The organism is Frigoribacterium sp. Leaf44 (genome assembly GCF_001421865.1).
GTDB lineage: Bacteria > Actinomycetota > Actinomycetes > Actinomycetales > Microbacteriaceae > Frigoribacterium.
This window is the reverse complement of record NZ_LMLG01000006.1, coordinates 1,138,829-1,160,713: the sequence shown is the minus strand read 5'-3', so window position 1 is coordinate 1,160,713 and position 21,885 is coordinate 1,138,829. Positions and strand designations below refer to the sequence as shown.

General features: G+C 71.4%; 14 protein-coding genes, 1 tRNA gene and 1 pseudogene. 6 read left to right on the top strand and 10 right to left on the bottom strand.

Going from position 1 to position 21,885, the window contains the following annotated elements; translation table 11 throughout:
* Nucleotides 1-153 precede the first annotated feature (153 nt).
* The gene (locus tag ASE87_RS13910) at nucleotides 154-1,353 is read left to right on the top strand and encodes an aminotransferase class I/II-fold pyridoxal phosphate-dependent enzyme (RefSeq protein WP_056229306.1); all 1,200 of its coding nucleotides are present in this window, start codon (nucleotides 154-156) and stop codon (nucleotides 1,351-1,353) included.
* On the opposite strand, the gene ASE87_RS13905 is transcribed toward ASE87_RS13910, so the two are convergent.
* The 5 genes from ASE87_RS13905 to ASE87_RS13885 all read right to left on the bottom strand — a co-directional run bounded on the left by ASE87_RS13905 (nucleotide 1,339) and on the right by ASE87_RS13885 (nucleotide 7,820).
* Nucleotides 1,339-2,259 carry a carbon-nitrogen hydrolase family protein gene (locus ASE87_RS13905; protein WP_235472311.1) on the bottom strand — a complete coding sequence of 307 codons (921 nt, stop codon included), beginning with the start codon at nucleotides 2,257-2,259 and terminating at the stop codon, nucleotides 1,339-1,341. The two genes, ASE87_RS13910 and ASE87_RS13905, sit on opposite strands and share 15 nt — an antisense overlap.
* Nucleotides 2,256-3,350 carry a glycerate kinase gene (locus tag ASE87_RS13900; protein ID WP_056229303.1) on the bottom strand — a complete coding sequence of 365 codons (1,095 nt, stop codon included), beginning with the start codon at nucleotides 3,348-3,350 and terminating at the stop codon, nucleotides 2,256-2,258. Before ASE87_RS13900 ends, ASE87_RS13905 begins: the two co-directional genes overlap by 4 nt.
* 101 nt (nucleotides 3,351-3,451) lie before the next feature.
* Nucleotides 3,452-3,525, bottom strand: a tRNA-Met gene (locus tag ASE87_RS13895).
* 139 nt (nucleotides 3,526-3,664) lie between these two features.
* Nucleotides 3,665-6,607 carry a UPF0182 family protein gene (locus tag ASE87_RS13890; protein WP_082452633.1) on the bottom strand — a complete coding sequence of 981 codons (2,943 nt, stop codon included), beginning with the start codon at nucleotides 6,605-6,607 and terminating at the stop codon, nucleotides 3,665-3,667.
* A 100-nt stretch (nucleotides 6,608-6,707) separates the two neighbouring features.
* On the bottom strand, nucleotides 6,708-7,820 hold the full coding sequence (locus ASE87_RS13885; RefSeq protein WP_056229300.1) for a PDZ domain-containing protein: 1,113 nt from the start codon (nucleotides 7,818-7,820) through the stop codon (nucleotides 6,708-6,710).
* 122 nt (nucleotides 7,821-7,942) lie between these two features.
* Between ASE87_RS13885 and ASE87_RS13880 the strand changes: the two genes are divergently transcribed.
* A complete protein-coding gene (locus ASE87_RS13880; protein ID WP_056229296.1) occupies nucleotides 7,943-9,337 on the top strand; it encodes a zinc-dependent metalloprotease in 1,395 nt (464 codons plus the stop codon).
* A 76-nt stretch (nucleotides 9,338-9,413) separates the two neighbouring features.
* A pseudogene (locus ASE87_RS16930) lies at nucleotides 9,414-10,166 on the top strand (hypothetical protein); the annotation flags it as partial.
* On the opposite strand, the gene ASE87_RS13875 reads toward ASE87_RS16930, so the two are convergent.
* Nucleotides 10,150-11,862, bottom strand: a complete 1,713-nt coding sequence (locus ASE87_RS13875) for an ATP-dependent helicase (RefSeq protein ID WP_056229295.1) — start codon at nucleotides 11,860-11,862, stop codon at nucleotides 10,150-10,152. The pseudogene ASE87_RS16930 and the gene ASE87_RS13875 overlap by 17 nt on opposite strands.
* Complete coding sequence (gene nudC, locus ASE87_RS13870; RefSeq protein WP_156155563.1) at nucleotides 11,859-12,791, bottom strand: NAD(+) diphosphatase; 933 nt, start codon at nucleotides 12,789-12,791, stop codon at nucleotides 11,859-11,861. The genes ASE87_RS13875 and nudC overlap by 4 nt, the downstream gene beginning before the upstream one ends.
* 74 nt (nucleotides 12,792-12,865) lie before the next feature.
* Here nudC and ASE87_RS13865 point away from each other — a divergent pair, with 74 nt between their 5' ends.
* The gene (locus tag ASE87_RS13865) at nucleotides 12,866-13,867 is read left to right on the top strand and encodes a phosphotransferase (RefSeq protein ID WP_043595438.1); all 1,002 of its coding nucleotides are present in this window, start codon (nucleotides 12,866-12,868) and stop codon (nucleotides 13,865-13,867) included.
* On the opposite strand, the gene ASE87_RS13860 is transcribed toward ASE87_RS13865, so the two are convergent.
* Nucleotides 13,858-17,139 (bottom strand): ATP-dependent DNA helicase, encoded by a 3,282-nt coding sequence (locus tag ASE87_RS13860; protein WP_200925477.1) that lies wholly within the window; start codon nucleotides 17,137-17,139, stop codon nucleotides 13,858-13,860. The genes ASE87_RS13865 and ASE87_RS13860 overlap by 10 nt on opposite strands.
* Before the next feature lie 59 nt (nucleotides 17,140-17,198).
* Nucleotides 17,199-20,390 carry a UrvD/REP family ATP-dependent DNA helicase gene (locus tag ASE87_RS13855; RefSeq protein WP_056229291.1) on the bottom strand — a complete coding sequence of 1,064 codons (3,192 nt, stop codon included), beginning with the start codon at nucleotides 20,388-20,390 and terminating at the stop codon, nucleotides 17,199-17,201.
* Between the two features lie 131 nt (nucleotides 20,391-20,521).
* Between ASE87_RS13855 and ASE87_RS13850 the strand changes: the two genes are divergently transcribed.
* Nucleotides 20,522-20,746 (top strand): DUF3107 domain-containing protein, encoded by a 225-nt coding sequence (locus ASE87_RS13850; RefSeq protein WP_043595511.1) that lies wholly within the window; start codon nucleotides 20,522-20,524, stop codon nucleotides 20,744-20,746.
* A 2-nt stretch (nucleotides 20,747-20,748) separates the two neighbouring features.
* Nucleotides 20,749-21,045 carry a hypothetical protein gene (locus ASE87_RS13845; protein ID WP_056229288.1) on the top strand — a complete coding sequence of 99 codons (297 nt, stop codon included), beginning with the start codon at nucleotides 20,749-20,751 and terminating at the stop codon, nucleotides 21,043-21,045.
* Nucleotides 21,046-21,149: 104 nt separating this feature from the next.
* Here the strand turns inward: ASE87_RS13845 and ASE87_RS13840 are convergent, their stop codons facing one another.
* On the bottom strand, nucleotides 21,150-21,869 hold the full coding sequence (locus ASE87_RS13840) for a ferritin-like fold-containing protein (protein WP_235472309.1): 720 nt from the start codon (nucleotides 21,867-21,869) through the stop codon (nucleotides 21,150-21,152).
* Nucleotides 21,870-21,885: the final 16 nt, after the last annotated feature.

The following is a 21,885-nucleotide window of genomic DNA, read 5'->3' as shown; positions in this document are numbered from 1 at the left end:
GTCGGTCATGGTGCTCCTTCCAAGCCCTGACAGCCTGGTCGCCCAAGCTGGGCGGATCATACGGCGAGCCTGTGAGCGGACTGCACCCAGCTTATGCGGCGGCTGGACAGGGCCACCCCGGCACCCGTCCCGCGGAGATACGGTGACGGGATCATGACTCCTCCAGCACCCTGGCAACGCGCGGCGAGCGGCGCGATGCTCCTCGACGGCGCGGGCCGACTCGCCCCGACGATCTTCGCCGAGATGTCGGCCCTCGCGACAGCCACCGACAGCATCAACCTCGGGCAGGGCTTCCCGGACGAGGACGGCCCGGTCGAGGTCCTCGACGCGGCGCACGAGGCCCTGCGCGCCGGCCTCAACCAGTACCCGCCGGGCCGGGGCATGCCCGTCCTGCTCGAGGCGGTCGCATCCCATCAGCGGCGGTTCTACGGCCTCGACGTCGATCCGCGGCGCGAGGTGCTCGTGACCGCGGGGGCGACCGAGGCGCTGGCGGCGACGATCCTGGCGTTCGTCGACCGGGGCGACGAGGTGGTGACGCTCGAACCGTTCTACGACGCGTACGGGGCCGTCATCGGGCTCGCGGGCGGCGTCCACGTCACCGTGCCTCTCCGCGGGCCGGACTCGACGGTCGACCCGGACGAACTGCGCCGGGCCTTCGGACCGCGCACCCGGCTCGTCGTGCTGAACGATCCGCACAATCCCACGGGCAGCGTCCTCGACGACGCGACCCGGCGCCTCCTGCTCGAGCTCGCCGTCGAGCACGACGCGCTCGTCGTCACCGACGAGGTCTACGAGCACCTGCTCTTCGACGGTGCGGTCCACGTGCCGTTCGCCACCCTGCCCGGCGCGGCGGCCCGGACGATCAGCATCTCGTCGGGCGGCAAGACCTTCAACACGACCGGGTGGAAGATCGGTTGGCTGACCGGTCCGGCGGACCTCGTCGACCGGATCGTGGCCGTCAAGCAGTACCTGACCTTCGTGAACGGCTCGGTCTTCCAGCCCGCGATCGCCGTCGGGCTCGGACTCCCCGACTCCTACTTCGAGGGCGTCGCACGCACACTGGCCCACAAACGCGACGTCCTGTCCGACGGGCTGCGTCGTGCCGGGTTCGCCGTGCGGGCGAGCCACGGGTCGTACTTCGTGGTCGCCGACGCCGCTCCCCTGGGCTTCGACGACGCCTCCGACCTGTGCCGGCGGCTCCCCGAGCTGGCCGGCGTCGTCGGGCTGCCGATCAGCGCCTTCTGCCACCCGGTGCTCGCCGCGGAGCAGTCATCCCTCATTCGGTTCGCCTTCTGCAAGCGCATCGAGGTGCTCGAGCAGGCCTCGGCCCAGCTCGCGTCACTCTCGGTCTGAGCCACTCCCCGCGGGCGAAACGTCGTCCCGACCGCGCGGGACCACGTCGTACCGACGCAGGGCCAGCGACGGGTTCGTCCGGCGCACGGCAGCGATCCGGTCGGCCGAGACCCTGCCGAGCGCCATGACGTCGACCTCGTCGCCGACCGAGGCGAGAGCCACGCCCGTCGGATCGACGATCGTGCTGCAGCCGACGCCGACGGGGGGTGCGTGGTCCGCCGCGGCGACGTACACGGTGTTCTCGAGTGCCCGGGCCGTCAGCAGGGTCGTCCAGTGGTGCTGCTTGAGCGGTCCGCGCACCCACTCGGCCGGCATGAGGACCACGTCGGCCCCGGCGTCGACGAGCGTCCGGGTGACCTCGGGGAACCGCAGGTCGTAGCAGGTCTGCAGGCCGAAGACGAGCCCGCCGACCTCGAAGGTCGCGGCGACGGCCAACGGGCCCGGCACGATCCACCGGGACTCCTGCCCGCCGAACGCGTCGTAGAGGTGCTGCTTCGAATAGGTGGCGACGACGCCCCGATCGGGCGCCACGGCCACGAGCAGGTTCTCGAACCGCGCCGGATCGGGCGAGACGGCGACCAGACCGGCGACGAGCACGAGGCCGAGACGATCCGCCAGTCCGGTCAGATGGCTGACGAACGGCCCGTCCGTGGACTCCGCGGCCTCGAGGTACGACGGCCCCAGTTCGGCCGAGAAGTACGACGAGTACTCGGGGAAGACGGCCACCCGCGCGCCCCGTCGAGCCGCCTCCTCGGCGAGGTCCGTGATCGTCCGCAGGTTGCGCTCCGGGTCGTCACCGGGAGCGGTCTGGACCACTGCGACGACGACGTCGGACGCGCTGCCGGTGCTGCCGGTGCTGCCGGTGCTGCCGGTGCTGCCGGTGCTCATCGTGCTGCCGGTGCTCATCGTGCCCACCGCCCGGCCGCCAGCGCGGCCGCCTCGCCCAGCCAGAAGGAGGCGCGGGTCGTCGACTCGAGGACGTCGCCCGCCAGTTCCGTGGTCGACACGACGTCGGCGAAACCGTCGTCGGGGGCTTCGACGGAACCGGCGACGAGGACGACCGGGACTCCGGCCGCGTCGGCCATCCGCCGCACGAGCGACACGGTCTTGCCGGCGGCGGTCTGACCGTCGAAACGCCCTTCTCCGGTGACGACGACGTCCCCCAGGGCCAGGGCTTCGGAGAGGCGGACGGCCTCGGCGACGGCGACGGCCCCGGGCTGCAGACGGGCACCCCAGGCGAGCAGACCGAAGCCCGTTCCGCCCGCGGCCCCCGCACCGGCGGTCAGGGGATCGACGTCGACGAGGCTCGCGAAACGCTCGAGACCCCGTTCGAGCGCGAGGACGTCGTCGGCCGAGGCTCCCTTCTGCGGCCCGAACACGGCAGCTGCTCCCCAGGGTCCGAGCAAGGGGCTGTCGACGTCGACCAGCAACACCACGCCGTCCGGTGGGAGGGCGATCAGACCCGAGAGATCGACCCGGGCAGCCGTGGTGAGACCGTGGTTGCCCGGACCGACGGGCTCGCCCAGGGAATCGACGATCCGAGCACCGAGGGCCGTCAGAGCACCTGCTCCCCCGTCCGTCGACCCACTGCCCCCGAGGCCGACGAGCAACCGCACGGCGCCGGCGTCGACGGCCGCGCGGATGACGTCGCCCAGGCCGCGGGTGGTGGCGTCGTGCGGCGCGGGTGACGACAAGAGGCCGAGTCCACAGGACGAGGCGAGTTCGACGACGGCCGTGCCGTCGGGCAACGCCAGCCAGGGGGCATCGACGGGACGGCCGTCGGGGCCGTCGACGACGACCTCGTGGCGGATGCTTCCGGGGACGGCCCGCTCGAATGCATCGAGGGTGCCTTCTCCGCCGTCGGCGAGGGGCAGCGCGACGATCTCGTCGTCGGGTCGTGACCGGGACCACCCTGCGGCGAGGGCGGCCGCAGCCTCGGACGCGTCCAGGCTGCCTTTGAACGCATCGGGGGCGAGGACCACCCGGAGTCTCGACATGCCTCAACCTTGGCATGATCCGCCCCGGCGGCACAGAGCAGGCCGAGGCGTGACCACACGAAGAAAGCCCCGGTCGATGACCGGGGCTTTCTTCTTTCTTGTTGCGGGGGCAGGATTTGAACCTACGACCTCTGGGTTATGAGCCCAGCGAGCTACCGAACTGCTCCACCCCGCGGCACAAGAAGAAACACTAGCACGGCATTCGGACGCCGTCCAATCGAGCCCCCGGAGGCGACCACCACCTCGCGCCCCCTCGACGACGAACCCCCTCCCGGCGTGCCGGAAGGGGGTTCGTCGTCGTGCCTGTCGCGTGACTACTGACCGCTGGCTGCGACTGCGTCCTCAAGGGCCGTCTGGAGGCGCGTGTCGGCCTCCGCCGCCGCCACCAAGTTGTTCTCGGCGTAGGCCGCGGCGCGGTCCGTCAGAGCCTGCTGTGCGTCGGCCAGGGCCTGGTCGAGCGCCGCGTTGTCGGTGCCCGACCCGGTGTCAGGCGTCGCCGCTCCCCCGTCCGTCGCCCCGTCGCCGGTGTCCGTGCCGGTTCCGGTGCCGTCGGTTCCCTCACCCGTGGTCGGTACGCCGTTGTCTCCGGCCGTCGCACCCGAGTTGCCACCGAAGAGCGAGTCGAGGGCGCCGTCGAGGGTGTCCTCGAAGGCGATCTTGTCGCCGAACGACACCAGGATGCGCTGCAGGACGGGGTACGACGTCTCGGAGTTCGACTTCACGTAGATCGGCTGCACGTAGAGCAGACCGCCGCCGACCGGCAGGGTCAGCAGGTTGCCTCGGACGACGCTCGTGTCACCCCGGGTGAGCAGTGCGAGTTGGTTCGCCACGGCGGTGTCGGTGTTGAAGTTGTTCTGCACCTGCCCGGGGCCGGGCAACGTGTCGGTGCGTGGCAGGGCCAGCAATGTGAGCTTGCCGTAGTCCGACGAGATCTCGCCCGGCGTCGACCCGGCATCGGCGTTCGCCGCCAAGTAGCCCGTCAACACGTTGCGGGCGTTCTCACCGGACTGCTGCGGGATGTACGTCGAGTAGATCGAGAACGCCGGGTCTTGGTCGGGCAACTGCAGCGTCAGGTAGTACGGAGGCTGCAACGGCGGGTTCTGCGCGTTGCTCGTCGGTTCGTTGGGCGTGACCCACGCGTCGTCGCTCGAGTAGAACGAGTCGGCGTCCGTCACGTGGTACGTCCCGAGGATCGCCCGCTGCACCTTGAACATGTCCTGCGGGTAGCGCACGTGCTGGAGCAGCTCGGCGGACATGTCGCTCAGGGGTGACAACGTCGACGGGAAGATCTTGTCGTACGTCTGCAGGATCGGGTCGCTGGTGTCCCACGCGTAGAGCTTGACCGAACCGTCGTAGGCGTCGACCGTGGCCTTCACCGAGTTGCGGATGTAGTTGATGTTGTTCGACGCGTACACCGGGCGGTCGTTGTACGTGTCGGCGATCGCGTCCGACAACGCCTGCGGCTTCGAGTACGGGTACTCGTTCGTCGTCGTGTATCCGTCGACGATCCAGACGACCTTGCCGTCGACGACGGAGGGGTACGGCGCGCTGTCGATCGTGAGGTAGGGAGCCACCTTCTGGACGCGTTCGGTGGGGTCGCGGTCGTAGAGGATCTGCGACTGGTCGTTCACGGCGTCCGACAGGAAGATCTGCTCGGACTGGAACTTGATGGCGTAGATGAGCTTCTTGAAGACGTTGTCGAGCTTGGGCCCACCGTTGCCCTCGAAGGTCGTCGTCTCGTTCGTGCCGTTGTCGTTGCTGCCCGACGGGTAGTCGAGCTCGATGTCGTTGCCGCCGTCGCCACCCACGATCGAGTAGGTCGGCGACTCCTGGCCGAAGTAGATCCGCGGCTCGTAGTCCCCGGCGTCGCCGAGGGCGCCCGTCACGGGGATGCCGGACTCGAGGAAGACGGGCTGGCCGTCCGCGGACCGCTGGTTGCCGTACGCCGCCACCACGCCGTAGCCGTGGGTGTAGACGAAGGTCGTGTTGTAGGGGGTCGCCGAGTTGCCGAGCTGCGAGGTGTTCAGCTCGCGCACGGCGATGACCGTGTCCTGCACGTTGCCGTCGATCGTGTACCGGTCGACCGCGAGCTGCTCGGGGAAGCTGTAGTACTGGCGGTACTGCTGCAGCTGGGCGAAGGCGTCGGTCACGAGCGCGGGGTCGATGATGCGGATGTTGGCGGTGGTGACGGCATCGCCGGCCAGGGCCCCGGCCTCGGCGTCGGACTTGGCGTCGTAGGTCTGCTCCTCGACGTCGGCCACGCCGTAGGCCTCACGCGTCGCCTGGATGTTGCGCTCGATGTACGGCGACTCGACCGTCCGTTCGCTGGGCTCCACCGTGAACCGCTGGACGATCCAGGGGTAGATGCCACCGACGATGATGCTGATGATGATGAGCGCGGCCGTGCCGATCACCGGCAGGCGCCAGCGCCCGACGATCGCGGTCACGATGAACAGGATCGCGACGACGACGGCGATCCCGGCGAGGATCTGCTTGCCGGGGATGCCCGCGTTGACGTCGGTGTACGTGGCACCCGTGAGCAACTTGTTGGTGCCGTCGGAGAGCGTCGCGTACTGGTCGAGCCAGAGGCTGACGCCCTGCAGCAGGAGGTAGACGGCGGCGGTGACGGCCAGCTGGATGCGCGCGACCTTGGAGATGCGCACCTCGCGCCCGGTGAAGCGCAGGGCCCCGTAGAGGTAGCTGGTCGCGACGGCGGCGATGCCGGCGATGAGGACGACGGCCGAGGCGAAGCCGACCGCTGCCTGGTAGAGCGGCAGCTCGAAGACGTAGAACCCGATGTCGAGCCCGAACTGCGCGTCGGTCCGCCCGAAGGGGGTGCGGTTGATCCACTCGAGGACGGTCTGCCACTGCGTCGACGTGGCGATGCCGGCGAAGAGGCCGAGCACGGCGGGGACGCCGATGACGACGGCACGTCGAAGGGGCTCGATGACCTGCTGGTAGCGATCGAGCTGCGAGTTCAACTTGGCGTACACGGGGCGGAACCGGAAAGCCACTTCGATGCTGACGTAGACCGGCACCGCCATGGCCACGAAGCCCACCGCGAACATCACGAGGCGTGCGATCCACTGCGTCGTCAGCACCCCCGTGAACCCGAGCTGCTGGTACCAGAGGTAGTCCGTCAGCAGCGACGAGAAGATGAAGAAGGCGATGACCAGGGCGGCGAGGACGGCCACCGTGACCAGGACGGGCAATCGGGGCGAGCGTCGTGCGGTTCGCGACGATGCGGGTGACGTCAAGGGTGTGCTCCTGGCTGACGGGGACGTGGACGGCCATCCTACGTGTCGAGCCTGGCCGCCTCAGCGTCCCCTTCTCAGCTTTGCGTGGGCTGCACGAACCCTATCGACCGGCCGTACAGGTGGGCAGCGACGACGTGTCGCCCCCGCCCGCGACCGTCTCGAGCGCCGTCACCGCGTCGTCCAAGGTCTCGACGGAGTAGACGTCCAACCCGGAAGGCACGTTCCCGACGACCTCGGAGCAGTTCGTGGACGGTGCGAGGAAGACGGTCGCCCCGGCGTCACGGGCACCGTAGAGCTTCTGTCGGATGCCCCCGATGGCTCCGACCTCGCCCGACCCCGTGATCGTCCCCGTGCCCGCGACCTTCTCGCCGCCGGTGAGCTCGCCCGGAGTCGTCTTGTCGATGATCCCGAGCGCGAACATCATGCCGGCGCTCGGCCCGCCGACCTGGTCGAGCTTCAGGGTCACGTCGAAGGGATACGTGTAGTCCACGCTGACCCCGACCCCGAGCAGCGGCGTGCCGTCGACCTCTTGCGGGGTGACCTCCTCGGTCACGCTCGTCCCCGCCCGGTCGACGACGACCTCGGCGGGCGTCGACGCGCCGTTCGCCGCGACGAGGCCGCGGAGGACGTCCACGTCCGCATCGGTGGCGAGACTCGTCCCGTTGACGCTCACCAGGACGTCGCCCTCGCGCAGGACGCCTTCGGCCGGGCTGCCCTGGGAGACCTGGCTGACCGTCACGGCGCTGGGGATGGCGTACCCCTCGTGGATCAGCGCCGCGGCGATCGCGGACTTCTGCGAGTTCTGCATGTCCACGGCGTTCTGCTCGTCGACCTGGTCGTTCGACACCCCCGACGGGTACACGGCCTCGACCGGGATGACCGAACGGCTGCGATCCGCCCAGGCACGGACGACGTCGACCCACCCCGGCCGGACGTCCAGGTTGCCCTGGACGCTGACGGTCAGCAGGTCGAGCGTGCCGCTGGTGGGATAGGTCTCGTGGCCCGAGACGGTGATGAGCGGCTGGGACGAGCCCTCGTACTCGGCGCTGCCCAGGGTGTCGAACACCGGGCCGGGCTGCTCGATCAGGTACGGCCCCGGCAGCAGGCTCAGGACGACCGCCGAGACGACGGCCACGCCCAGGAGGGGCCAGCCGACCCGACCCGCACGGCGAGCGGACGACGGGGAGGTGCGCGGGGGCGTGAAGAAGGCCACGGAGGGTCCTTTCGGGATCGGCCGGGGAGGCGCGGGTCGCGTTCGCCACGAGCGGAGCGTCGGCCCCGGGGCGGTGGCCGAATCCCAGGATCTTCGTGCGGCCAGCAGCTAGCGTAGTCAGCATGACCGATGATTCGCCGCGCGGGCCTGAGGACGAGTTCCGTGACATGCTGCGGCAGTTCCTTTCCGGCGGTTCCGAGATCGATCCGTCACAGCTCGCCGGGGCCGCGGGGCTGCCCGACGACCCGGCTTTCGTGGCTCGACTCATGAGCCAACTGCAGAACGCCGTCAACAGCAGCGGTGACGGCATCGACTGGTCGATCGCCACCGAGCAGGCGACCGCCGTGGGCACCCAGACCGCCGTCGCACCGACCGCCGCCGAGACCGCCGCCCTCGAGCAGGCCTTCCACGTCGCCGCGCTGTGGCTCGACGACGTCACGTTCGTGGCCGAGCTCACCGCCACGCCGCGCTTGGTGACCCGGGCCGAGTGGGCCCGCCTGACCATGCCCGTGTGGAGCCAGCTCGCCGAGCCCGTGGCCACGTCGATCGCCGACTCGCTCACCGGTGTGCTCAGCGAACAGGCTCCCGAAGAGATGCGCTCGATGCTCGCCGGGGCCAGCAAGGTCATGCGGAGCGTCGGGGGCACGCTCTTCGCCATGCAGCTCGGCCAGGTCGTGGGTCAGCTCTCGACCGAGGTCGTGTCCGGTGGTGACGTCGGCATCCCCCTGCTCGACGAGCAGCAGGCCGTGCTGCTCCCCCAGAACGTCGCCGCCTTCGGCGAGGGTCTCGACATCGAGGCCGACCAGGTGCAGCTCTACCTCGCGGTGCGCGAGCTCGCCCACGCCCGCCTGTTCCGCCACGCGCGATGGCTGCGGCTGCATCTCATCTCGTCCATCCGCGAGTTCGCCCAGGGCATCCGCATCGACACGTCCCGGCTCGAAGAGCTCGCGGTCGACTTCGATCCCTCGAGCCCCGGCGAGTTGCAAGAGGCGATGAAGAGCGGTGCCCTCATCCCCCCGAAGACCGACGAGCAGCTCGCCGCCCTCGCCCGCCTCGAGACGACGCTCGCCCTGATCGAGGGCTGGGTCGACGTCGTGACCGCCCAGGCCACGGCGCGCCTCCCGAAGTCCGCGGCGATCGCCGAGACGGTGCGCCGGCGTCGTGCCGCCGGTGGGCCTGCCGAGTCGGCCTTCTCCACCCTGGTCGGCCTCGAACTGCGACCGCGACGACTCCGCGAGGCGGCCGTCCTCTGGCAGACCGTGTCCGACGCCGTCGGGGCCGAACGTCGAGACGACCTCTGGTCGCATCCCGACATCGTGCCCACCAGCGCCGACGTCGACGACCCCCAGGCCCTCGTGGCTCGACTGACGTCGAACGAGCCCGCCTTCGACGACGTCGACCAGGCGATCCAGGACCTGCTCGACGACACCACCGACGATCGTCCCCGCGAGGGTGACGACGGATCGGCGACCGAGCCGGGCGATTCGGGGCCCGACCCGGACGCACCCCGGTCCTGAGACCTCGCGTCACGTCGATCCGCGGTCGCCTGTGGACAACCTCTGATCCACCCCGGCTCCACGGCATGATCGGACGATGCCTCTCGTCCTCGATCCCCGAACACCCGTCGTCTGGCGTGATCCGTCGACCCTCCAGGTCGGCGTCGATCGCCCGACGCTCGTCCTGAGTCCGGTCAGCAGGCTCGACGAACGCGTGGTCGCCGCCGTCGCCGCGGGCCACGGCGCAGGCGGGCTGCCCACCCTCGTCGCCCATCTCGGTCTCGACCGCGCCGCGGTCGAGGCCTCGGTCGAGCGCTTGCGGCCCGCGCTGGACGGCGACACCCAGCCGATCGTCCCACCGTCCGTCCTCGTCGGTGGGCCGGGCCCGGTGGCCGATGCCGTCGCGCGCCTCCTGGGCTCCTGCGGGGCCGACGTCCGTCGGGCCCACGCCGACCTGCCGCCGCCGAGGAACACCACCGGCGTCCTGGTCGGCGGGCACGTCGTCGACCCCGGAGTGGTCCGAGAGTGGGTGCGGTCCGACCTGACGCACCTCGTCGTGCGACTGGGCGATCGTCATGCGCGGATCGGGCCCGTGACGGTGCCCGGCGCGACGGCCTGCGCCCGGTGTCTCGACCTCCGCGCCGGTGAGGCCGACCACGCCTGGCCCGCGATCGCCGGTCAGCTGAGCGCTCGTCCCCTCACCGCGCCTCCGCTGCTGTCCGTCCACGAGGTCGCCACGAGAGCCGCCCGTCGTCTGTGGTCGCGTCTGAGCGGTGCAGCCGGCACACCGGACGACTCCGAGGTCGAGTCGATCTCGATCGCCGAAGGTCTCGTCACTCGCGCGAACGTGGCGCCCCACCCGGAGTGCGGGTGCGCAGCTCTTCCACGAACCGGCTCGCGCGCCGTTCGCCGCCGCGGCCCTGCCCCGATCGGCTCCACGACAGCCGCAGCCGCTCACGCGCCCTCGTGACGCCGACGTACAAGAGGCGGCGTTCCTCGTCGATCGCCGCGTCGTCCTTCGCGTAGCTGATGGGGACGAGGCCCTCGCTCAGTCCGATCAGGTACACGCTGCGCCATTCGAGCCCCTTGGCCGAGTGCAACGTCGCCAGGGTGACCGCGGCCATCGTCGGCTCGTGTTGCCCGGCCTGGCGGGCGAAGAGCTCGTCGACGAACTGGCGGAGGGTCGTTCCGGGCGCCGACGCCTCGGCCAGGCCCATGATCGTGTTCAAGGACTCCCACCGGTCGCGGATCGCCCCTCTCTGGTCGGGAGCGTCCTGCGTCCAGCCGAGCGACCGCAGGACGTCACTGACGGTCTTGAAGAGCGGCTCGCCCACGATGCTGACCGCCGCGCCCTTCATCATCATCAGGGCCTCTTTCACCTCGCGCAGCTCGAAGAACCGCGTCGCACCGTGGATGCGGGTCGACACGCCGACGTCGGCGAGTGCGCGCTCGATCGCCGCGGCCTGGACGTTGACCCGGTACAGGACGGCGATCTCTTCCGGGGCGACGCCCGAGCGGATCTCGTCGGCGATCGTCTCGGCGATGCCCCGGGCCTCGGCCGAGTCGCTGGCGTACTCGGTCACGGGTGGCACGGGCCCCGTCGTCTCGACGGCCGGGTGGAGGTGCAACGCGCCCGGCCGACCCCGCATGAGCTGGTTGGCCGTGTCGACGATCTGCCGCGACGATCGGTAGTTCTGCTCGAGACGGACGACCGTGGCGTCGTCGTAGCGCGCGCCGAACCCGAGCAGGTAGTCCGACGACGCGCCCGCGAACGAGTAGATGGTCTGGCTGGCGTCGCCGACGACGCAGAGGTCGTTCCGACCGCCGAGCCAGAGGTCGAGCAGGTCTTGCTGCAGCGGCGAGACGTCCTGGTACTCGTCCACGACGAAGAAGCGGTACTGCTCGTGCACCTGCTGGGCCACGCGCGGCTCGAGTTCGAGCATGCCGACCGTCGCGAGCAGGACGTCCTCGAAGTCGAGCTGGCGCCGTTCGTCCTTGACGGCCTCGTAGGCACGGTGCAGGTCGACGGCCTTCTCGACGCTGATCGAGGGCGGCAGCGACCTGCCCGGCAAGGCCTTCGCGTAGTCCTCGAGGGTGAGCCGCGAGACCTTGCGCCACTCGATCTCGGCCGCGAGGTCTCGCAAGGCCGCCGTGTCGATCTTGAGACGCAACGACTCGGCGGCGTGGGCGAGGGCCTTGGCCTTGCTGTCGAGGAGGCGCGGCATCTGACCGCCCATCGTCTGCGGCCAGAAATAGGACAGCTGGGACAGGGCCGAGGCGTGGAAGGTGCGCGCCGAGACTCCCCCGGCACCCAGGTGACGCAACCGACCACGCAGTTCGGCGGCCGCCCGTGAGGTGAAGGTCAGCGCCATCACGCGGTTCGGCGCGTAGACACCCGTGGCGACCCCGTAGGCGATGCGGTGCGTGATGGCGCGGGTCTTGCCCGTCCCGGCCCCCGCGAGCAGGCACACGGGACCCAGCAGCTTGGACGCCGCCCGGCGCTGCTGCTCGTCGAGCCCCGCGATCAGGTCGGCGGCCTCGCTCACTGGTCGATCTCGCCGCCGAACCAGTCCTCGATGATCGCACGGGCGATGGACGTGCGCCCCGGCAGGACGATCTCACCGAGGCCCGCGACCAGCTCGTCCCGGCTGAACCAGCGCAGGTCGAGGATCTCGGCCCCGTCGGGGGTGAGCGTGCCGGGATCATCGGTGTCGACCTCGGCCCGGAAACCGAGCATGAGGCTCGCCGGGAACGGCCAGGGCTGCGAGCCCAGGTAGCGGGGCGACACGACGTTGATGCCGGACTCCTCGAAGATCTCACGCTGCACGGCGTGTTCGAGCGATTCGCCGGGCTCGACGAAACCCGCCAGCAACGAGTAACGGTTCTGCTCCCACAGGGCGTTCGAACCGAGCAGGAGGCGGTCGTCGGCATCGGTCACGCCGACGATGATCGCGGGGTCGGTCCGGGGGAAGATCTCGTGGCCGTCGTCCGGGTCGCGGCGCACCCAGCCCGCCTTGTGGGTGACCAGACGCCGACCGGTCCGCGGCGAGAACCGGTGGGAGTCGTGCCAGTTCGCCACGGCGACGGCCTCGACGGCCAGGCCGGCGTCGCGCGCGCTCAACGCCGTGCCCGACACTCGCGGACTGCCCCAGGCCGAGTCGTCGGCCGCGATCGACTTCGCGCGTTCGTCGTCGAGGAGTGCCGCCAGGACGGGCGTGCCCACGGGTTCGGCGGCCGAAGGGTCTTTCGAGACGCCGAGGTAGACGTAGTCGTCGGCCGGCGGGACCGACGAGGCCGGCAGCAGAGCCAGGGAATCCGGCGACGCCATGAGGGTGCGTCCCCGCCAGACCGGCAGCACACGGGTGGCCGCGGAGGCGAGCAGTTCGTCGACGACGCCGGCGCGCTCGCGGGTGAGGTAGTCACGGTCGACCTGGTGGCGGGACAACGGGAGCCGGGACGTGAGTGGCGAGGACATCGGACGACCAATCATCGCGAGTTGACAGCGTGGCGCACGGCAGGGCATCGCGTGCGGCGGCCTACCCTGAGGGCATGGCCAGATCTCATCTCACTCTAGCCGCGCTGGCCACGGCCGCCGTCGCGGACCTGGACGTCACGCGCGCGTCACGCCACGGCAGCGAGACGGGTGGCGACTTCGACTCCGCACTCGTCGACGGCCGTGCCGGAGAGCACTGCATCGTCCGTGTCCCCCGGTCGCAACGAGCCGAGGCCGAGCAGTCGGCCGATCTCGTCGCCCTGCGCGCGCTGAGCGCCGGCGTTCGCGGACGGCTCTCGTTCGACGTGCCCGCCTACCGCGGCCAGGCGCCCATCGGTCGCACGCGCGGCATCGTCTACGACGTCGTCCCCGGCGAGCACCTGTCGATCTCGCGACTGACCGCGACGAGCGACCTGCCCACTGCCCTGGGTCGTGCGGTGGCGGCGATCCACTCGCTGCCGACGAGCTTCGTGACCGACGCCGGCCTGACCAGTCACACCCCGTTCGAGGCGATGAGGTCGTCGGCGGCACTCGTCGACCGCGCGGCTTCGACGCGCCTGCTGCCGGCCGCACTGCTCGAGCGGTGGGAGGCCGCCATCCAGGACTCCGTGCTGTGGCAATTCCAGCCGACGGTCGTCAACGGCTCCCTCGACGCCGGTTCGGTGCTCGTCCTCGGCGACACCGTCAGCGGCGTGCTCGGCTGGCACGAGCTGCAGGTCGGCGACCCCGCCCGCGACCTGGCCTGGTTGCTCGGCGCCCCCAGCCCGACGGCGGTCGACGCGGCGTTCGAGGCCTACAACATCGCCCGCGGCACGAGCGACCACCAGCTGAGGCACCGGGCGACCCTCTACCGCGAACTCGACCTGGCGAAGTGGCTGCTGCACGGCACCGGCACCAAAAACACGTCGGTCGTCGACGACGCCGTCGAGATGATGACGAAGCTCGTCGACTCGTTGCCCGGAGATCGGCGGGCCGGCATCGGCTCGGGCTCGACCGCCGCCCTCGATGTCGACGGCGTCGAGGACCTGCTCGAGGCGACCGAGCGCCGTCACGTCTGAGACGCCGCCTCGACCCGCTGCCAGAGCTCGACCAGTTCACCGCGGTCGGCCACGTGTCGGGGCCGCAGCACCACGTCGTCGGCCACGAAGTAGAACACCGCGTCGATCTTCTCGGCCGGGGTGCCGGTGAACCGGGCGTAGGCCTCGCGGTAGAGCGCCAGTTGCAGCTGCTTGAGCTCGAGATCGGCGTCGTCGGTGGGTGCCTTGCCGGTCTTCCAGTCGACGACCTCGAACCGGCCGTCTCGTTCGAACACGGCATCGATCTTGCAGATGATGGTGCGACTGCCGAGGGGGAGGTGGATCTCGAGCTCGACGTCGGTCGGTTCGAGGGACGCCCAGGGCGAGCGCTCGAAGGTCGCGACCAGCTGTTCGAACCGCCTCGCGTCGTCGGGGTCGATCGGCCCGGACCCGGACGAGCCGACCCGTTCGTCGTCCAGATCGCTCTCGTCACCCCAGGCGTCGAGGGTCTCGGCACGGCCCGTCGGCCGGAAGCGCTCTTCCACCCACTCGTGGAACAGCGTGCCGAGGCGGGTGGCCCGGTAAGGCCGTTCGGGCAGGGGACGACGGAGGGCGGCTGCGACCGCGGCGGGATCGTCGACGTAGTCCTTGAACCGAGAGGCGGGGATGCGCTGGGGCAGGGGAACCGCCCCGGCGCCTGCTCGCGCGGCATCGCGCTCGAGCAGCAGCAGCTCGATGTCGGACGACCATCTCGATCGGGGCCCTGGTCGCTCCTCGTCGGTGGGCTCGTCACGTGAGCGCCGGTCCAGGGCCGCGGTGACCCGTGACGCGGCGTCCTCGACGACCGCGCGGCGCTGACCCAGGGGGTCGAGCGGCCAGCTGAGCTCGCGGGATGCCGCAGCCAGGGGGTTCTCGTCGTCGTCGGGCCGCTCGGGCAGGTCTTCGATCGGCACGAGTGCTCTTTCGGCCAGCTCGACGACGAACCGGCTCGCCGGGCGAGGGCGCACGGCGCTCGTCCAGAAGGAACCGCTCACGAGCAGGGCGTCACGGGCACGGGTGAGCGCGACGTAGGCCAGCCGCCGCTCTTCGGCCTGGTGCCGGACGACGAGCTCGTCCTTGAACGCCTTCAGCGACTGGTCGAACTCTTTCTGGTCGGCGACGCCCCGCCAGCCGAGCACGGGCAGCTCGGCGGCGTCGCCACGGAACTCGTACGGCAGTTCGCCGAAACCGAGCCACCCCACACCCTCGCGGGACGTGCCGGGCAATTCTCCCTCGACCAAGCGGGGCACGGCCACGACGTCCCATTCGAGCCCCTTGGACCCGTGGATGGTCAGCAGTTGGACGGTACCCCGCTCGGCTTGCTCGGATCGCGGCCCCATGTCGTCACGACGCTCGGCTGCCGCCAGCCACGACAGGAAGCCCCCGAGCCCGGCGTTCTCGTCGGTCGCGACGTACCCGGCCAGTTCGTCCTCGAAGGCCTGCAACCAGGCACCGCCCGAGGGCGCCCCGGTGACCGCCGCCACCTCGACGTCGAGCAGCATCTCGTGCTCGACCAGCGTGACGAGGTCGACGAGGTCGAGCCCGGTGCGGCCCCGGAGGAACGCGAGCTGCGAGCCCAACCGCCGCAGGCGCACGAGGCCCTCGTCGCTGAACTCGGCGAGTTGACGATGGGTCACGGGTGCCGTGGCCACGAAGTCCAGGGCGTCGACGACGGACCCGTGCTCGCCAGCGGCGACCGACGCCCGGAACCCGGCGGCGACGTCGTCGTCGAGGCGCTGTTGGGCGTGGTCGTGCGAGAAGAGCCACGAGGCGACGTCGCGCAACCGCGCGATGTCTCGCACGCCGATCCGCCATCGGGCCCCGGCCATCAGGCGGATCGCCTCGGAACCGGCCGACGGGTCGTGCAGCACCCGGAGGCAGGACACGAGGTCGACGACCTCGGGACGTTGCAGGAGACCGCCGACACCGAGCACGTGGTACTCGACCCCGCGCGCGGCCAGTGCCTCGACGAAGACGGGCATGGTCTTCTTCGACCGGAAGAGCAACGCCGCCGTCCGGCGGGCCGGTTCGCCGTCGACGACCGTCGGGACGGCCAACTCTTGCTGGAGCCACGCCGCGACCTGGTCGGCCTCACCGGGCAACGTCTGGTCGAAGAGCAGTTCGACGCGACCCTCTGGTGCACCCGGCCGGGGGTTCAGCTCGCCGACGACCGCACCGGCGGACCGCGCGAGCTCGGCCACGACGGTGTTGGCGGCGTCGAGAACGCGCGACGCGTTGCGCCAACTGGTCGAGAGGCTGAAGACGGCGTCGGGACGGGCTCCGAAGTCCTCCGGGAACCGTCCGAGGTTCGCGGCGCTGGCACCCCGGAACCCGTAGATCGACTGGTGGGGGTCGCCGACCGCCATGACCCCGGTGCCCTCGAAGAGGCGGGACAGCAAGGTGGTCTGCACGACGCTGGTGTCCTGGTATTCGTCGAGGAGCACGACGCGGTAGCGGTCGCGCAGTTCGGCCACGACGCTCGGCGCCGTGTCGCAGACCTCGAGGGCCAAGGACACCTGGTCGGAGTACTCGACGAGGCCGCGACGGGCCTTCTCGTCGGCGAAGGCCGCGGCGAGGTCGAGCAGCGGAGGGAGGGCCGACACCGCGCCGACGGCGTCGACGACGGACTTGTAGGCGCTGCCCTTCGTCGACGGCAGACTCGCGAGGTCGAGGAACCGGTCGGCCAGGCGCGCCACGGGCTCGGGCTCGGTGACGTTCTCGCTCAGGGCGTGGCTCAGGCGGAGGACGGCCTCGGTGATGCCGTCGACGCTGCGGCCGAGCCCGGCCAGGCGCTCGTCGTGGCTGGCCACGACGAGTGAGCGCGCCAGCTGCCAGGCCGACGCGTCGCCGAGCACCTGGGACTCGCTCTCGCGCCCCACCCGCAGCGCGTTGTCGCGGAAGATCGCGTTGGCGAACGCGTTGTAGGTCGACACGGTGGGCACGTCGAACGGATCCACCTCGTCGCCGAGCAGTCCGACCGCCCCGAGCTGGGCGATGCGCCGCTCGATGCGCTCACCGAGCTCGCCGGCGGCCTTGCGGGTGAAGGTCAGGCCGAGCACCTGCGAGACGCCGACGAGGCGGTTGGCGAGCAGCCACACCACGCGGTTGGCCATGGTCTCGGTCTTGCCGCTGCCGGCGCCCGCCACGACGAGGGCGGGCTCGAGCGGGGCCTCGATGACGGCCTGTTGTTCGGGGGTCGGGGTGGGCAGCCCGAGTGCCTCGGCGATCTCGGCCGCTCCGAGCAGGGACGAGGAGGCGCGGGTCGCGACGCCCACGCCGCTCCCGTCGCCCGCACCCGCTGCGCCAGCCGTGCCGGGGGCCCGGCCCACGGCCGTCACGAGCCGCTCACCTCGCCCACCACATGGATGCGGCACGATCCGCCGTGGCGGCCCTCGCAGTGGTCGTCGAGGCGGGCGACGAACACCCGGCCCGCCATGTGCTCGGCCGCGTCGACGACCCGTGCCCGGAAGGCCGCGAGTCGGTCGTCGTCGAATGCCCCCTGGGCCGGCTCTCGGTAGAGCTTGCCCCGGACGCCCGACGACACGATGACGAGTTTGGCCCCACCGGGGGGCGTGCCCTCGGGCACGGCCTCGACCGCACCGTCGGCGAGGGCGACCTGGTAGCTGCCCAGCTGCGGGTGCTCGGCCACGGCCTGGGACGACGTCGGGGCCGACCGCCCCGTCTTGAGGTCGACGATGACGGCGGCGCCCTCGGCGGTCCGCTCGACCCGGTCGATCGACCCCCGCAGACGAGCCGGCCCGATGTCGAGGGTGAAGGTCGACTCGGCTCCGAGCAGACTGCCACCGGACGCCTCGAAGTCCCGCAGGTAGGCAGAGAGGCTCTCGGTCATGTCGCGAGCCCGGCGTTTCTCGGACTCGGCGATCCACGCCGACTCGAACTCGAGCTCGGGCCAGCGCCCCTCGACCGCCCGCCAGAGCGAATCGACGTCCGTGCCGTCGGCGTGCTCCATGACGTCGTGCAGCACCGTGCCGAGACCCATCGCCGCGTTGGGAGGGGAGCCGCCGAACCGGTCGACGAACCAGTGCAGGGGGCATTCTTCGAACGACCCGAGTTGCGACGGCGACACGGGCACGTGGGCCTCGGGGTCGTCGAGGTCGATGAGCGGTTCGACGGTGGTCGGGTCGAGCAGGCCGTACCAGTCGTCCGGCGACGCCCCGGCCACGCCCTCGCCGGCGAGTCGGGCCAATGCCTCGACCGCGTCGTCGGCCCGTGGGCCGTGAGGCGACGAGACGAGCACGTGCCGGAGGTGCCCCACGAGCCCGCGCAGCGACAGGGGGTGCCCGGCGGGGGCTTCCGGGCAGCCGTCCGGCAGCAGCCGGAAGAACGGGGAGGGGCCCTCGTCGTCGTTCGAGGTGCACGAGAGCACGACCTGCCGGGTGGCGCGTGACACCGTGAGGGCGAACATGCGCAACTCGTCGGACAGCACCACGGCCCGCGCGTCGGAGGGGGCGGCCGGCTCGTCGTCGGGGTTCTCGGACGGACCGCCGCGGAGCAGCCCGCGCTCGGCCAGGGCGACGAGTTCGTCCGGCGCGAGCAACCCGCCGCGGATGCGGAGGTTCGGCCACACGCCGTCCTGCAGCCGCGCTGCGACGACCACGTCGACCTCGACTCCCACGGCGTTCGACGGAGAACAGACCAGCACCGTCTCGGCCGTCGCCTGCGGCGAGAGCGTGTCTTCGGGTACCTCGGCCCCGAGCAACGAGTCGAGGAAGGCCCCGGCCGGCGCCTCGGGGGTGCGTTCGACGAAGCGCTTGGCGGCCGTGAACAGTGCGACGACGCCGTCGAGGTGACGGTCGGCCTCGGCGGCGACGATGCCGTGACCGTCGCTCTGCGCCGACCACTCGGCCGCGAGTCCGCTGCGCTCCCACAGACCCCAGAGCACTTCCTCGATGCTCGCACCGGTCGCGGCTGCGCGACGAGCCGCGTCGAGACTGGTCGAGAAACGCCCGGCGCGGGCGGCGAACCTCGAGTCGATCGTGACGAACCGGCCGGCCCCCTCGAGGGCTTCGACGAGGAGGTCGTCGGCCGAGCGGATGCCGCCCGCCCCGAGTTCGTCGGCGCGCAGGGCCAGCCTCAGGCGGCGCAGCGAGAGCGGATCGAAGCCTGCGAGAGGACCCAGCAGCAACTCGGTCGCGAGGTCGACGGTGAGCTCGTCCCGTCCGACGGCCACGGAAGCGGCGAGCAACAGGTGACGTGCCGCGTGCTCGTCGCGCACAGCACGTCCGGCGACGGAGGTGCGGGTCGGCACCTCGGCGAGCTGGAGCCCCCGCGCGACGCCCGCCACCTGCCCGCCGCTGCGGACGACGACCATCATGCGTGACCACGGCACCCCGCGGACCAGGTGGTGCTCGCGCAGGAGCCGGGCCACCGACGCCACTTCGTGGGTCGGGCTGTCGGCCCGGACGGTGACGATCGGGGGCACCGGCGAGTCGGGCCGGTCGCCGACCTCGGAGGGCTCGGCCACCGGCGCGGCCACGGCGCCGTGCTGCCGACCGGCCCCGGCCGTCCCGATCCGGGAGGTGACGCGCTGGACGAGATCCCGCAGAGGCGGCTGGTGGCGGTGCGCCGTCGAGAGGTAGAGCGTCTCGACGTCGGGCAGGTCGAGCCGGGGGCCGAGACGACCGAGCACGTCGGGCGTGCCGCCCCGGAAGGCGCTGGTCGACAGGTCGGGGTCGCCGAACGCGACCACGGCGACGCCCCGCCGGGTCAGTGCCCGCAGCAGGGCCACCGTCGACTCGGTCGCTTCTTGCGCGTCGTCGACGAGGACGACCCGCAGCCCGTCGACGGCCGGGGAGGTCTCGCCCCGGTCGAGGGCGGCGACGGCGTAGTCGACGAGGTCGGCCGAGTCGAGGTGCCGTCCCCGGGCCGCGTTGAGCACGCCCAGGTACTCGTCGCGGAAGTCGGCCACCGCCGCCCATTCGGGCCGGCCGGCCAGCTCGGCGGCGCGTCGGAGCCCCTCGGACCCGATGCGGTGCTCGGTCGACCGCATGAGGACCTCGCGCAATTCCGTCCGGAACCCGCGGAGCCGACGGACGGTCGGACCGAGCCCGTCGGGCCAGGACGGGCCCGTGCCGTCGAGTTCGTGCCCTTCGAGGAGGGCTCGGACGATGCTGTCCTGATCGCCGCCGGTCAGCAGGGTCGGTGCGGGGAGGCCGACGAGTCGTGCCGCATGGCCGACCACGTCGAACGCGAGCGACGAGACGGTGCGGGCCAGGGGGCCCGGAGTGGGGACGGTGAGCCTCGACGCGATCACGTCGCGCAGCGTCGTGGCCGTCGACCGCGTCGGCGCGAGTGCCATCACGGCCGTCGGCCCCCACCCGCGCACCTCGACCCGGTCCACCACGAACTCGACGAGCGTGCGGGTCTTGCCCGAGCCCGGGGCCCCCAGGACGGCCGCCGACCGCCCGTGAGGGAGGTCGAGCACTGCTCGCTGGGAGTCGTCGAGAGCCGTCGGCGCCACGGCTCGCGTCGGGCCCGGGAGGGGCGGGGAGACGGTCGAGGCCATGTCCCGACGCTACCGGCTCGCACCGACATCGAGGCCGGCCCGACGGGTGGGCGACGGCCCGGGAGGCGACCTCCTGTGCGCCGACAGTGAACGTGCAGAGCCGGGGCGGCGAGGTCGGTTATCGTGACCACGTGGACATTCGCATCGGCATCACCAACAGCCCCCGTGAGATCAGCTTCGAGACGGCGCAGACCGCCGACGAGGTCGAGAAGGTCGTCGGCGACGCGCTCGACGGCGGCAAGTCGTACGTCACCCTCGCCGACTCCAAGGGCAAGACCTACCTGGTCCCCACCGCGTCGCTCGCCTACGTCGAGGTCGGCAGCGAAGAGAGCCGCAAAGTCGGCTTCGTCAGCTAGCCGTGGAACTCCTCTTCGTCGTCCTGGGCGGCGCCGTCCTCGGATTCGTCTTCCACTACGCGCTGCCCGACGCGGACACCCGCGGAGTGCTGCTCGCGCCGGCCTCCGGTGCCGTCGTGGCCGCGATCGTGTGGGAGGCGCTCACCTGGGCGGGGTGGCCGGCCGACGGCGGCTGGATCTGGGTCGTGGGGCTCGTCCTCCCGGCCGTCGTCGCGGTCCTCGTCTGCCGCGTCGCAGCCGTCCGTCGCCGGGCACGCGACAGTGAGCACTTCGCCCGTCTGGTCCGCTCCGCCTCCTGACACGGCACGTCCGGTCGAACGCCTCTGCTGAGAGGTCGGTCGGCGACCCCTGACGGATCTGCCCGTAGGCGATCCTCTGGAATCAGCCAAGCCTCGGAATCTGTTCAGGCGGTGAGGCCCAGGGCGTCCATGCGGCGGGTGTGCGCGGCGATGAGTTCGGTGAAGACCGGCTCGAGACGCTCGTCGTCCGCCGACACGTGCGACGCCGAGACGGCAGCACGCGCGACCAACAGGGTGTCGCCCACCAGCCTGCGCCCCCAGAGGGCCAGTCGCGACGCGAGGCGCGGGTCGGCCTCGATGGCCGCCGAGAGCTCTCGCACGACGAGCGGTGCGTCGTCGTGCGCCTTGAGAACCGCCACGATGCGCTTGTGGTGGTCGGCCTGCAGCCCGGCCGCCAACCGGACGAACACGTCGTTGAGCAGGCCGGCCGCGACGTAGTTCGCGAGGATCGCCTCGTACCAGTCCGTGCCTTCGGTCCGGGCCCGGAACTCGTCGATCGCGGCGATGTGGGGCTCCATCGACTCGGTGGCGTCGTGCCCCGATCGTTCGATCTCGGCCACCAGGCCACGGTGTCGTGCCAACGTCGACTCGGCGATGCGACCGGTGGTCTCTTTCGCGCGGACGTCGGGGGCGAACGCCGACGAGCGCCCGAGCGTCTCGAACAGCGCGAGCTCGAGGTAGGCCGCGTGCCCCAGGAAGACCAACAGGTCGGGGGTGAACTGGTCGAGCTCGACACGCGCCGCGGGGGTCGGCTTCGCCGCGGGCCGCGGCCACTGCAGGGACGGGACGCCGCGTTTCGCACCTCGACCGGGCCAGGACACCACGCCGACATCTTACGGG

What these genes read in the sequence shown, in the direction of transcription:
- ASE87_RS13910 (WP_056229306.1), top strand. Translation starts at nt 154, where the DNA reads ATGACTCCTCCAGCACCCTGGCAACGCGCGGCGAGCGGCGCGATGCTC.
- ASE87_RS13905 (WP_235472311.1), bottom strand. Translation starts at nt 2,259, where the DNA reads ATGAGCACCGGCAGCACGATGAGCACCGGCAGCACCGGCAGCACCGGC.
- ASE87_RS13900 (WP_056229303.1), bottom strand. Translation starts at nt 3,350, where the DNA reads ATGTCGAGACTCCGGGTGGTCCTCGCCCCCGATGCGTTCAAAGGCAGC.
- ASE87_RS13880 (WP_056229296.1), top strand. Translation starts at nt 7,943, where the DNA reads ATGACCGATGATTCGCCGCGCGGGCCTGAGGACGAGTTCCGTGACATG.
- nudC (WP_156155563.1), bottom strand. Translation starts at nt 12,791, where the DNA reads ATGTCCTCGCCACTCACGTCCCGGCTCCCGTTGTCCCGCCACCAGGTC.
- ASE87_RS13865 (WP_043595438.1), top strand. Translation starts at nt 12,866, where the DNA reads ATGGCCAGATCTCATCTCACTCTAGCCGCGCTGGCCACGGCCGCCGTC.
- ASE87_RS13855 (WP_056229291.1), bottom strand. Translation starts at nt 20,390, where the DNA reads ATGGCCTCGACCGTCTCCCCGCCCCTCCCGGGCCCGACGCGAGCCGTG.